Origin of the sequence: Cupriavidus sp. NPDC089707, assembly GCF_044748965.1 — a bacterium.
GTDB lineage: Bacteria > Pseudomonadota > Gammaproteobacteria > Burkholderiales > Burkholderiaceae > Cupriavidus.
Map to the genome: position 1 here is coordinate 61,878 of NZ_JBIVHB010000019.1, position 12,301 is coordinate 74,178.

11 protein-coding genes are annotated in these 12,301 nt (G+C 69.4%); 9 read left to right on the top strand and 2 right to left on the bottom strand.

Going from position 1 to position 12,301, the window contains the following annotated elements:
* Positions 1-26 precede the first annotated feature (26 nt).
* The gene (locus tag ACIP1U_RS24690) at positions 27-323 is read left to right on the top strand and encodes a hypothetical protein (protein WP_400320610.1); all 297 of its coding nucleotides are present in this window, start codon (positions 27-29) and stop codon (positions 321-323) included.
* Positions 316-1,164, top strand: coding sequence for a hypothetical protein (locus tag ACIP1U_RS24695; protein WP_400320613.1), 849 nt, complete (start codon positions 316-318; stop codon positions 1,162-1,164). The genes ACIP1U_RS24690 and ACIP1U_RS24695 overlap by 8 nt, the downstream gene beginning before the upstream one ends.
* A gap of 226 nt (positions 1,165-1,390) precedes the next feature.
* Here the strand turns inward: ACIP1U_RS24695 and ACIP1U_RS24700 are convergent, their stop codons facing one another.
* The gene (locus tag ACIP1U_RS24700) at positions 1,391-2,296 is read right to left on the bottom strand and encodes a LysR substrate-binding domain-containing protein (protein WP_400320616.1); all 906 of its coding nucleotides are present in this window, start codon (positions 2,294-2,296) and stop codon (positions 1,391-1,393) included.
* A 202-nt stretch (positions 2,297-2,498) separates the two neighbouring features.
* On the opposite strand from ACIP1U_RS24700, the gene ACIP1U_RS24705 reads away from it, so the two are divergent.
* The 7 genes from ACIP1U_RS24705 (at position 2,499) to ACIP1U_RS24735 (ending at position 8,415) form a co-directional block, all read left to right on the top strand.
* The gene (locus tag ACIP1U_RS24705) at positions 2,499-4,475 is read left to right on the top strand and encodes an FUSC family protein (RefSeq protein ID WP_400320619.1); all 1,977 of its coding nucleotides are present in this window, start codon (positions 2,499-2,501) and stop codon (positions 4,473-4,475) included.
* 49 nt (positions 4,476-4,524) lie between these two features.
* Positions 4,525-4,743 carry a DUF1656 domain-containing protein gene (locus ACIP1U_RS24710; protein WP_400320621.1) on the top strand — a complete coding sequence of 73 codons (219 nt, stop codon included), beginning with the start codon at positions 4,525-4,527 and terminating at the stop codon, positions 4,741-4,743.
* Positions 4,740-5,630 carry an efflux RND transporter periplasmic adaptor subunit gene (locus ACIP1U_RS24715; protein WP_400320623.1) on the top strand — a complete coding sequence of 297 codons (891 nt, stop codon included), beginning with the start codon at positions 4,740-4,742 and terminating at the stop codon, positions 5,628-5,630. Before ACIP1U_RS24710 ends, ACIP1U_RS24715 begins: the two co-directional genes overlap by 4 nt.
* Positions 5,627-7,114, top strand: coding sequence for an efflux transporter outer membrane subunit (locus ACIP1U_RS24720; protein ID WP_400320626.1), 1,488 nt, complete (start codon positions 5,627-5,629; stop codon positions 7,112-7,114). Before ACIP1U_RS24715 ends, ACIP1U_RS24720 begins: the two co-directional genes overlap by 4 nt.
* Positions 7,115-7,306: 192 nt before the next feature.
* Positions 7,307-7,654, top strand: a complete 348-nt coding sequence (locus ACIP1U_RS24725) for a hypothetical protein (protein ID WP_400320629.1) — start codon at positions 7,307-7,309, stop codon at positions 7,652-7,654.
* Positions 7,655-7,758: 104 nt separating this feature from the next.
* Positions 7,759-7,965, top strand: coding sequence for a hypothetical protein (locus ACIP1U_RS24730; protein WP_400320631.1), 207 nt, complete (start codon positions 7,759-7,761; stop codon positions 7,963-7,965).
* A gap of 114 nt (positions 7,966-8,079) precedes the next feature.
* Positions 8,080-8,415, top strand: a complete 336-nt coding sequence (locus ACIP1U_RS24735; protein ID WP_400320634.1) for a cupin domain-containing protein — start codon at positions 8,080-8,082, stop codon at positions 8,413-8,415.
* Between the two features lie 27 nt (positions 8,416-8,442).
* Here ACIP1U_RS24735 and ACIP1U_RS24740 read toward each other — a convergent pair whose 3' ends face one another.
* Positions 8,443-12,300: a response regulator gene (locus ACIP1U_RS24740; protein WP_400320636.1), complete on the bottom strand. Its 3,858-nt coding sequence runs from the start codon at positions 12,298-12,300 to the stop codon at positions 8,443-8,445.
* Position 12,301: the final 1 nt, after the last annotated feature.

Consider the following 12,301-nt stretch of genomic DNA (forward strand, 5'->3'; position numbering starts at 1 on the left):
TGGCGCACAAGGCTCAGAACCCGGGCGTGCCGCTCTTCGGGGATGCCTCCTATGACGCCGAGTTGCAGGCAACGCGGCAGTTCGCTTACAACTTGCTGCAGACCGTTGGCGCCGGGGGCGTTTCCATCAATGTCGACACCATGGTGAAGCATGAAACAGGATATCGGGCACAACTCCATGAAGACGACGCGTTTATTTGCGGTGAAGCGGTGCAGTCGTACTGGGATAGCCGCGATGGCACTCCTCTGTTGCGCAACCCTGGGATTTGCACAAGAGAGTTCTCCGAAGCCGCCGGCGGCGCGGGAGGCCACAGTCATGGCTGAGCGCTACACCGATCAGCAGCGGCAGATCGTGCGCGAGATTCTGCAGGCCGCCATGCGCCTGCTGCGCGACGATGTGCCGCTGGAGAAGGTCAAGGGGGGCTTTGGGAAAAATTGGGATATCTCACCGCTGCCGGGCAATCCTTTCGGCAAGGAATACGATTTCTCCCACCCGATGCTCCCGAGAGTGTCCATGGTGCTCTACATGGCGGATGACCCTGATGACTTCCGCGAAGATCGCGCCAAGGCAGCAGAGGTGCCGACGTTCTTCTCGATTCACTTCACACCGCTTCTGGACAAGCTCGCAGTCGAGGAGCTGGAGGGGCTGCTGCAATTGAAGGTGGGCAGTTACCGGTTCATTGATGGGGAGGTGATTTCCTATAACCGCTTCCCGGCTGATCCACTCACGCCGTTTGCGGAGCCCTACCGTTACCAAGCGCTGGAGGTGCCGGACAGCAAGTTCCCGGTAAAGGTACAGCTCGACTATATCCGGCCGGGGGCTCAGCCCCCGGAACAGGGTGGTCTGACCTCGACAGTGCTGGCGGAGGTACGCATCAATCGCGACTATCCGGTGCTCACCCAGGAAGAACGCAAGGCGCGGGCACGCGAGATGCCGGTGTCGCTGCGTCAGCGCTACGGCCCGTTGCCGATGAGCGGCGATATGTGCCATCAGGCGGGCAAGTACGTGCCGGTGTTTCCGCATGGGCGGCACTACGTCCATCCCATGACACGTGGAACGGCGTTCACGTTGCCCGCCAATATGGCATTCCCTGATGTGCCGGTCCGGGATGAGAAGACTGGTCAAGACGGCTGGGAGCAGGCGTGGTGGCTCCGCGTCGAGTGACGTTTTACTCTTGGCGAGACGCAGACAAGCCCCTGATCTTCCCGGCGATGACCGATGACGATGCGCCGGCGCTGCGGGTCGCCGCGGCTCGGCTTGCCACCAATACCCGGCGTGAGGGCCGGGGGTATTTCAGGCAGCGGTGGGTCTTCGTGAGGAAAGCGGAATTGGACGACTGGGAATACGAAGCAGAACGGACAACTCCGGCGACAGAATAACTCTGGCGCCGCTACCGCTTTTCTCCTTCCCCGAGCACTTCGTCGCAGACCGCCAGCCACGCGCGTGCCGCGTGCGACAGGTAGCGTCCCGGCGACCAGATGTGCGCCATGGTCCAGTCCATCGCCGGTTCGGTCAGGCGCGCCATGGCGAGCGTGTCCTGGCCCTGCAGGCGCTCGGCGAGCGGCTGCGGCAGGAAGGTGGTGCCCAGTCCCGCCGCCGCCATCGACGCCAGGAAATCCCAGTGGCCGCTGCGCGCCACCACGCGCGGCTCGATGCGCGCTTGCAGAAAGGCATGGCTGAGCTTGCGCGTCAGCGAGAAGTCGTCGGTCAGCATCACCAGCGGCTCGTCGCGCAGCGCACCCAGCGTGACGGTACGCCCGCGCGCCCACTTCGCCTTGCGCGGCCCGACCGCCCAGATCGGGTGCCGGCCAAACTGCCGTGTCTCCAGCGCGAGGCCACTGTCGCCGGGCAGCACCGTGGCGCCGACCTCCAGTTCGCCGCTGGCAACCAGTTGCTCGACCACCTGCCCGCCATGCTCGTCCAGCGTCAGCTGCAGGTTGGGATAGCGCTGCCGGAACGCGCTGACCGCCGGCGAGAAGAACAGGTTGACCATCGGCGGGATGCCGACCGTCAGCTGCCCGCGGCCCAGCGATGACAGGTCTGCCACCTCCAGCGTGAGCCGGTGGACCACGCCGAGCGCTTCCTGCCCGCGTTCGTAGACCACGCGCCCCACGTCGGTCAGGCGCACGCTCTTGCCTTCGCGGATCAGCAGCGGCTGGCCGACCTCGTCCTCGAGCTGCTTCACCATCTTGCTGATGGTCGACTGGGTGACGAACAGCGAACTCGCCGCCTGCGTGAAGCTGTGCAGGCGGGCGGTCTCGACGAAATAGCGCAGCGCGCGGATATCGATAGGCATGTGGAACTCAGGCTGGACCGTGGTGGCACGAATCCATGAAAAAACAGAATGGTAAAGCCAATATTAAATCATGAATGGAATGCAAAAGGTTTGGCTACACTTCGCTTCCACACATCGCCCCTGCCCGACTGCGCCGCCATGAAGCGTGGGGCGGCAGGCGGCGCTGCGCCCCCCCAACTCCTTGTCTTCAAGACCCCGCTCCATGGCTAGCTGGCCGAATGCACGACAGTGGCTGTTCTCGCTGAAGGCATTCGCCGCCGCGATGCTGGCCCTCTATATCGCACTGGCGCTGGGCCTGCCGCGGCCCTTCTGGGCCATGGCCACCGTGTATTTCGTCTCGCACCCGCTGACCGGCGCCACCCGTTCCAAGGCGGCATACCGAGTCGCCGGCACCGTGCTTGGCGCGGCCGCCGCGGTGGCGACGGTGCCGCAGCTGGTCAACATGCCGATCGTGCTGATGGGCGCAATCGGGCTGTGGATCACCGCGCTGGTGTACCTGTCGCTGCTGCAGCGCTCGCCGCGCAGCTATGTGTTTCTGCTGGCGGCGTACACGCTGCCGATCGTGGCGCTGCCGGCCGTCAGCCAGCCGGCCCAGATCTTCGATATCGCCGTGGCGCGCATCGAGGAAATCGTGATCGGCATCGTCTGCGCCGGGCTGGTCGGGTCGATCGTGTTCCCGGCCAAGGTGGCGCCCGCGCTGCACCAGCGTGCGCAGCGCTGGCTTGCCGACGCCAGCGGCTGGGCCGCGGCGATCCTGCGCGGCAGCCCCCGCGCCGACGATGGCCGCCATCGGCTTGCCAGCGACATCCTGGCGCTGGACCAGCTGATCAGCCAGCTCGCCTACGACACCGAAGGCAGCCGCACGCTGCGCCATGCGCGCGCGCTGCGCCAGCGCATGACGATGCTGATGCCGTTGCTGTCGTCCCTGGAAAGCGTGCTGCAGGCGCAGCGCGCGCTGCCTGGCGGCATGCCGGCGCCGCTGCGGCAGGCGCTGGCCGCGACGGCCGCGTGGCTGGACAGCGGTGCCGCGCAGCCGGCTCCGCGCCTGCACCGCGACTGGCGCCTGGAGGGCGCGGAGGGCGGCTGGCCGGCGCGGCTCGCCACGACCGCCGCAGACCAGTTGCAACGCCTGTGCACGCTGTACGCGGAATGCCGGGCGCTGCAACGTGGCATCGCCGAACACGGCCCCGAGGCGCTGTCTGCCACCAGCCGGCCGGGAGCGGACGGCTCCGGCCACCACCATGACCACGGCATGCTGCTGTTCGGCGCGGTGTCCAGCGGGCTGGCGGTGTTCTGCGCCGGGTTGCTGTGGATCTTCTCGGGCTGGGAAGACGGCGCCGGCGCGGTGGCGGTGGCATCGATCGCCTGCTGCTTCTTTGCCGCCATCGACGAGCCGCGCCGCATGGCCGGCCCCTTCCTGCGCTGGAGCCTGGTGTGCCTGCTGGTGGCCTCCGGCTACCTGTTCGTGGTAGTTCCGCACGCGCCTGCCTTCGAAACGCTGGCGGCAATGCTGGCGCTGCCCTACCTCGGCATCGGCCTGCTGGTGGCGCGGCCGGGCTTCCAGCTGATCGCAATGCTGCTGTCGGTCAATACCGCCTCGCTCGCCAATGTGCAGGCAGTCTTCGAAGCGGATTTCCTCGGCACCTTCAATGCCTGCCTGGCCAGCACCGCCGCCATGCTGTTCGCGCCGCTGTGGTCGATGGCGGTGCGCCCGTTCGGCGCGCGCGCGGCGGCGCACCGGCTGGTGCGCGCCAGCTGGCAGGACCTGGCGCAGGCGGCCACGCTGCGCACGGCCGATGGCGACGCACGGCTCGGCGCGCGCATGCTGGACCGGCTCGGGCAGCTGGTGCCTCGCCTGGGTGCGGCCGGCGACCCGCTCTCGTCGGATGGCTTCCATGCGCTGCAGGTCGGCTATTGCGCGCTGGCGCTGCACAAGGCGCTGCCGGACCTGCCGCCCGCGGCACGCAAGCCGGTGCGCCGGGTGCTTGCGGCAGTCGCGCGGCATTACCGCTCGCGGCTGCGCAGCGGCCATGCCGTGGCGGCACCGGCGGCGCTGTCACGCAGGGTCGCCGATGCCATCGCCGCGCTGCCACGCCAGGACAATGGTGCGCTAGGCGCCCTGGTGGTGCTGCAGGTAACGCTGCAGCCCGGCGCGTGCCCGCCGACGCGCGCGGGCTGATCCCACCCACCGCTCACCCACCGCCCCCCACCGCTCTTGCTGCTCCCCGATGCTCAGTGAAATCGATCTCTATGGCGTGTTCGTGCCAGGCGTGCTGGTGCTGATGGTGCTGGCCTTCGCCGTCACCACGCCGATCCGCATGGCGCTGGCGGCGCTGGGTTGCTATCGGCATATCTGGCACCGCTCGCTGTTCAACCTTTCCCTCTATGTGATCGTCCTGGGCGGCGTGGCGGCGGTCTTCGCCGCGGTGCCGGGACTGCCGTCATGACACTCCGACTCCGCCCCCTGCTTCCCTTGCTGCCGACGCTGCTGGCCGTGCTGGCCGCCGTACTGGTGCTGCGCCACCTGTGGGACTACTACACCGCCGCGCCATGGACGCGCGACGGCCATGTGCGCGCCGATATCGTCCAGGTCGCGCCCGACGTCTCTGGCCTGGTCACGCGCGTGCTGGTGCGCGACAACCAGTACGTGCAGCGCGGCGAGGTGCTGTTCGAGATCGACCGTGACCGCTATGCGCTGGCGCTGCAGCAGGCGCTGGCCACCGCCGCCACGCTGCGCGCGACGCTGACGCAGGCGCGGCGCGAAGCCGCGCGCAACCGGGCACTCGACGGGCTGGTGGCCGGCGAAGTCGCCGAACAGGGCCGTGCCCGCGTGGAGCAAGGCGAAGCCGCGCTGGCGCAGGCCGAAGCCACGGTGCGGCTGGCGCGACTGAACCTGGAGCGCACCAGCGTGCGCAGCCCTGTAGCCGGCTACCTCAACGACCGCCTGCCGCGACTGGGCGACTACGTATCCACCGGCCGCCCGGTGCTATCGATGGTCGACGCGGCATCGTTCCATGTGGAAGGGTATTTCGAGGAAACCAAGCTGCACCGCATCCATATCGGCAGCCCGGTGGACGTCCATATCATGGGCGAGCCGCGGCACCTGCGCGGACATGTGCAGAGCATCGCCGCCGGCATCGAGGACCGCGACCGCAGTGCGGGCTCCAACCTGCTGCCCAACGTCAACCCGACCTTCAACTGGGTGCGTCTGGCGCAGCGCGTGCCGGTGCGCATCGTGCTGGAAGACGTGCCTGCGGACGTCAGGCTGGTGTCGGGCCGCACCGCGACGGTGTCGGTGCGCGAACCGCGGCGCCCGGCCGCGGCGCGGTCATGAGCGGGCGCCGTCGCTGGCTGGCGTGCGCAGCCGCGTGCCTGTGCGCCTGCACCACGATGGGCCCGGACTACCGCGTGCCCGAGCGCGCCGCGATCAAGGCGCCGCAGGCCAACGGCGCGCTGCAGGGCGCCAACACGCATGGCGTCGACATCGGCCCGGTCCCGGACGACTGGTGGCGACTCTATGACGACGCGCGGCTCGACCGGCTGGTGCGGCAGGCGCTGGCGGCCAACACCGACATCCGCGCCGCCTCGGCCAACCTGCGGCGCGCGGTGGCGCTGCTGCACGAAGTCGAGTCCGAGAATCTGCCGCAAGGCGGCGTCAACGCCAGCGTGTCGCGCGCGCAGTTGTCGGCCCAGAGCTTCCTGCAGACCGTCAAGCCGCCGGTATTCAACCTGGGCGACTTCGGCTTCGGCGTGTCTTACCTCATCGATTTCTTCGGCAAGCTGGCGCGTGCCGACGAGGCCGCGCTGGCTGGCGCCGAAGCCAGCGAAGCCACCCTCGACATGGTGCGCGTCAGCGTGGCCGCGCAGACCGTGCGCGCGTATGTGCAGGGATGCGCCGCAACCCATGAGTTGGCAGTCGCCACGCAGCAGCTTGCGGTGCGGGAGCGAACGCTGGACGCAACCCGCCGGCTGGTCGCCGCCGGCCGCGCGCAGCCGCCGGACGTGGCACGCGAACGCGCCCGCACGGAAGCGTTGCGCGCCGCCTTGCCGGCCTTCGCGGCAGAGCGCGCCGCGGCGCGTTACCGCCTGGCGCTGCTGCTGGGCAAGCCGCCGTCGGCACTGGCGCCGGACGAGGTCGATTGCCATGCCGAGCCGGAATTGCAGGCGCCGCTGCCGGTGGGCGACGGTGCCGCGCTGCTGCGGCGCCGCCCCGATATCCGTCAGGCCGAGCGGGAACTGGCGGCGGCCACCGCGCGCATCGGCGTTGCCACCGCGGACCTGTATCCGTCGATCCGCATCGGCGCCAGCGCCGGCCTGACCGGCGTGCTCAGCGACCTCGGCAGCGGCCCGACGGCGCGCTGGAGCCTGGGCCCCTTGCTGAGCTGGTCGCTGCCGACCAACGGCGTGCGCCACCGCATCCACGGCAATGAAGCGGCCGCCGACGCCGCGTTGGCGCGCTTCGACGGAACCGTGCTGCGGGCGCTGCAGGAAACGGAAACGGCGCTGTCCGCCTATGCCCATGCGCTGGAGCGGCGCGAGTCGCTGCATGCGGCGCGCGAGCAGGCCGGTGAAGCCGCGCGCCAGCAGGTGCGGCTGCATCAGGCCGGCCGCGTTTCTTACCTTGACCGTCTCGACGCCGAGCGGGCGTTGGCCGATGCCGAAGCCGCGCTGGCCGCGGCCGAGGCTCAGGTGTCGTACCGCCAGGTGGACCTGTTCCTCGCCTTGGGCGGCGGCTGGCAAGCCGGCCGCAAGGTCTCGCAAGGGCCCTCGGAAAGGCTCTCGAAAGGTCTCTCGCTTAACGATGAAAAAAGCGACTGATTTTTGTCCTTTTAAATCATCACAGGAATGGATCGGCGTGACTACACTTCGTCCCGTGCCCCGGCACCTTGTGCGCCCAGGCACCGCCCACAAGGCGAACCGGACGGCTTGCGGCCAGGCAGATCCGCCACTCCGCACGGCCAGCAGGAAGCTGCAGGACCGTGCCGTCCCCTTACTCAAGATACAGCAGACATGCATAACAACGATCTCAAAGCCCTCCTTGCCACGACGCTCTCCATCGCCGCCCTTGGGGCCAGCGTGCTCGCCTGCGGCCCGGCCGCAGCGCAAGGCCTGAGCAACCACGGCGACCATGGCACCGAAGCCGACCGCTACGGCTACAACCTGCAGCACAACGGCAAGCGCGATCCCTTCACCGAAGGTGCACACGTTAACGGCAAGCGCGATCCGTTCACCGACGGCGCCCATGTCAATGGCAAGCGCGACCCGTTCACCGACGGCGCCAACCAGCCGGCGGCCGTCATGGACCTGGCGGGCTTGGACCGCACCGGCGTCTCGGCGCCGCCGGCACACGCCGCCTGATACTGCTGCCGCCCGCCGCGGCGCTCGCCGTGGCGGCATTGATGGCCGGAAGGACCTGTTTCCGGCCATGTTTCGACCCCCACCGCAGTTCGACGACATTCCCCATGAAGACCATCCTGCTCGCCGTGCTGACGCTTGGCGCCCTTGCCGCATCCCTGCCCGCCAGCGCGGGCCCGGACTGGTCCGTGATCGAGCGCGCCCGCGCCCAAGCACGCGCCCAAGCACGCGCCCGTCATGCGGTCCCGTGTGCACAAAACCACCACGCGGCGCCCGCATCGGCGATCCCGGCTACGCCGGCTACGGCACGCTGAACGCTACTGAGGTGCGCGCTCCGGTGCTAGATTGGAAAGGCGTGCTGGCGGAAAACGCCAGCGGTGCCTGACAAGGCACAAACCACAAGCCCCCACTACAGCGAGGAGCCGCGCATGTCCCTCCCCCACCTAGCTTCCGGACAGATCGCCAGCGTGCTGCCCCTGGGCACGCGCCTGGACCAGACTGTCACCCAAGCCCTGTTCAAGGAAGGCCCGCTGGAAGTGATGCGGCTGGTGCTGAAGGCAGGCAAGCATGTGCCGCCCCATGCAGTCGACGGCCCGATGACGGTGCAGTGCCTGGAAGGCAAAGTCCGACTGCGCGTGGACGGCGCCGAACGCGGACTGAGTCAGGGCGACCTGCTCTACGTCGGCCCGTGCGTGCGCTATGACCTGACCGCTGACACCGATGCATCGGTGCTGGTGACGATGGTGCTGCCGGCAGGCCGCTGACAAGCCTGGCGCCGCCGGGTATCAGTATCACCCGTGGCCGGACGCCATGACGGGCAGCACGTCGTCAAGGATCGCCAGCGCTGCGTCGTAGTCGTACGCTTCGATCGCCGCTTCCAGTTCGGCCAGCATGCCAGCAGGCACCGCTACTGCCAACGCGGCGCGATGCGCGGCGAGGGTCGATCCGGCTTCGCTGGCGCCTTCGCGCAACTGCAGCCGCAGCCGGATCAGTGCCGGCGCAGCGGATCCGGTAGAAGACTGGACGGGCGCTGGTGGTGCTGGCGGCGCTGGTGGTGCATTCGGCAGATGCTGGCGCAGTGCCGCCAGCAGTTCCGACATCGCCTCTTGCAGCGCGGCAGCCTGCAGCGCGGCGCCGCCGTCTGCATCGCCATCGCGCAGCGTGCATTCCAGCGCCGCGGCAGCGCGGGACACCACCATTGCGCCGAGATTGCCGGCCACGCCGGCGAGCTCATGCGCAAGCTGCGCGGCCGCGCCGGCATCGGCGTATGGATCGCTCAATCGGTCGCTCAATCGGTCGTTCAATCGGCGGCTCAATCGGTCGCGCAGCCGCGCCAGCAAACCAAGGTAAGTCTCCGGCTGCCCGCCGGCGCGCGCGAGCGCACCCCGGATATCCAGTAAGCCCGTCGCGGCGAGCGCGCCAAGCCATGCCGGCTCCCCCGGCCCTTGCGGCGCCACGGCTTGCACCTCGCCGCCGCGGGCCAGCCAGCGATGCACGGTGGCAAAGAACGCTGGCGGACTGATCGGCTTGGCGATGTGGTCGTCCATGCCCGCAGCCAGGCAGCGTTCGCGGTCCTCTGGCAAGGCGTTGGCAGTCATGGCGACTACCGGCAGCGCAGCAAGCCGCGTATCGGCACGGATGCGGCGCGTGGTCTCGATGCCGTCCATCACCGGCATCTGCATGTCCATCAGCACCAGGTCATACGCTTGTGTAGCCAGCCGCTCGAGCGCGACCCGCCCGTTGTCGGCGGTGTCCGGCGTGATACCGGCCTGCTGCAGCAGGTGTACCGCGACCTCGCGATTGATTTCGTTGTCCTCGACCAGCAGCACGCGCCGCTGCGGCAGCGACCAGCCGGGGCCGGGCGCCGGGCGCTCCGGCTCGGCCGGCGGCGGCATGCCGGCTTCGGCGGCCAGCACACGCAGCGTGGCATCGAACAGCACCGACGCGCTGACCGGCTTGAGCAGCAGCGCTTCGAAGCCGACCTGCTCGCCGGCACGCATCACGGCCTCGCTGCCGTTGCCGGTCACCATCAGCGGCCGCGGGCGCGGACCGCGCAGCGTCAGCCCGGCCAGCCTGCGCACGGTCTCGATGCCATCCAGGCCGGGCATGCGCCAGTCGATAAAGGCGGCGTGGTACGGGTCACCCTCGGCATCGGCGGCTTCGATCGCGGCCAGCGCCGCTTCGCCCGAGGCGGCCTGGTCGGCGCGGAAGCCAAAGCGGCGCAGCATCGCGGCGATGACCTGGCGCGCATAGCCGTGGTCGTCGACCACCAGCAGTCGGCGTCCGGCCAGTTCCGGGCGCACCAGCAGCGCCGGGGCGCGCTGGCTGCCCGGCAGCAGCGACAGTTCGAACCAGAAGGTGCTTCCCTCGCCCGGCGCGCTTTCGACACCCAGCGTACCGCCCATCAACTGCACCAGCCGCTGGCTGATCGCCAGGCCCAGGCCGCTGCCGCCGTAACGGCGCGTGGTCGAGCTGTCGGCCTGCTCGAAGTTCTGGAACAGCCGCCCGATCGCATCGGGCGCGATGCCGATACCGGTGTCGCGCACGGCGAAATGCAGCCGCACGCGCGGCAGCGCGTCGTCGCCGGCGCAGCGCGCCACGCGCACCACAATCTCGCCGCGCTCGGTGAACTTGACCGCGTTGGTGGTGAAATTGATCAGTACCTGGCGGATCCGCAGCGGATCGCCACGCAGCGCGTCAGGCACGTCGGGCGCGACCTCGACGATCAGCTCCAGCTGCCTGGCCGCGGCCCGCTCGGACACGAGGTCGCCCACGGTGCGCAGCACGCGCTCCAGCGAGAAGTCGATCTCTTCGACTTCCAGCTTGCCGGCCTCGATCTTGGACAGGTCGAGGATATCGTTGAGGATGCCAAGCAGGTGCTGGCCCGAACGCTGGATCTTCTCGACATAGTCGCGCTGCTTGGGATCGAGCTGCGTGCCCAGCGCCAGGTGCGCCATGCCGATCACCGCGTTCATCGGCGTGCGGATCTCATGGCTCATATTGGCCAGGAAGCTGGCCTTGGCCTGCGCCGCCGATTCCGCCGCGTGCTTGGCCTCGGCCAGCTCGGCGTTGGCAATGGCGAGTTCGCGGGTGCGCTCGGACACCTTGTGCTCCAGCGTCTGCGACAACTCCTTCAGCTCGCGATGCGCGCGCACCTGGCTGGTAATGTCGATGCCGACCGAGCCCACGCCGACCACTTCATTGGTGGCCGGATTGCGCACCGGGAAGCGCATCACCTGCAGCTCGCGCGTGCCCTCCGCGGCCTTCATCGTGTAGATATGTTCCTCCGCCGTGCCGGTGGACATCACCCGCTCTTCGATGTCCCAGCGCTCCTGCGTGCCGTCGGGCATCACCGGCAATTCGCGGTCGGTACGGCCCAGCGCCCCGCGCTCGGTATGCCCGATCAATGCCTGCGTGGCCGGGTTCAGCGCCAGGAAGGCGTGGTTGCGATCCTTCAGGTGCATGATGGCGGGCGAATGGTCGAGCATCGCGCGCAGCCGCTCCTCGCTGTGCGCCAGGCGCAGTTGGCCGCGGCGCAGCGCCCACGCGGCCAGGCCGATCAGCAGCAGGATCGCCAGCGCCATGCCGATGACCACGGTGCGCGTCGACAGGTACGAGTGGAAGGCCTCGTCCATGTCCTGCTCGAGGATCAGACCGCTCGCCAGCGCCGGCACCCACAGCCCGGCGCCGGCGACGCGCCGGCCGCGGTAATCGCGATAGCCGAAGCCAAGCTGCAGCGTCTGGTGCGACAGCACCTGCTGCGCCAGCCGTGTCAGTGGCGCGCCCGGCGGCAGGCGGTAGGTGCCGTTGCCGTCGGGCGCGGGAACGCGCGCCACGGTATGGAACATCGACGCCATCCCGGGCGCAAGCAGCCCTTGCGCGGCCAGCTCTTCATCGAAGCGCGCGGGCGACACCAGCCGGCCGTTGCCGTCGATCATGTACAGGTCGCCGCTGCGGCCATAGCGTGCCGCCATCACGATCTGCAGCATGACCGCGTGCGGGTCGATGCGCAGGCACAAGGTGCCGGCCGCGCGCTCGACATTCTGCTCGGCAGCATCCCACAGCCTCGCGCATACCACCTGGAAGGTCGGGACGGCAGCGTGCCCGCGGGCGTCGGGCATCAGCTGCGGGCCGGGCTGCGGACCGGGATAAGGCGCGGACACCGCGGCCCCGTCGTGGCGGGCACGCTGCGCGGTGCGGGCGGACTCGGGCAACAGCAGCTGGCCGTTGCGGTCGGCCAGCTCGGAGGCCACGATGCGGTCGTCCGCGGTTACCAGCGCAAAGCCGATATAGCCGTGCGAACGCAGCAGCGGCGCAATCCATCCGGCAAATTCGGCAGCCTGCGCCGGGGTGGCGTCGCCATGGCTGGCCAGCAGCGGGCGCGCCAGCCGCAAGGTGTCGTCCAGCGCGGCGATCGACACGGCGCGGCGGCGCTGCTCGCCCGCCCAGACCTCCAGCAGCCGCGCGGTGGTGTTGACGGTGGCGCCCAGGCGCGCGCCCACGCTGGCCTGCTCCTTCTCGCGCACCACCGAGGCCGCGCCCAGTGCGAGCAGCCATACCGCCACCGCCAACAGCACGGCATAGGCGAGCAGCGGGCCGAACGGCCTCGCGCGCGCGCTGCGGCGCAGTGCCATGCGCAGCGATGGCATG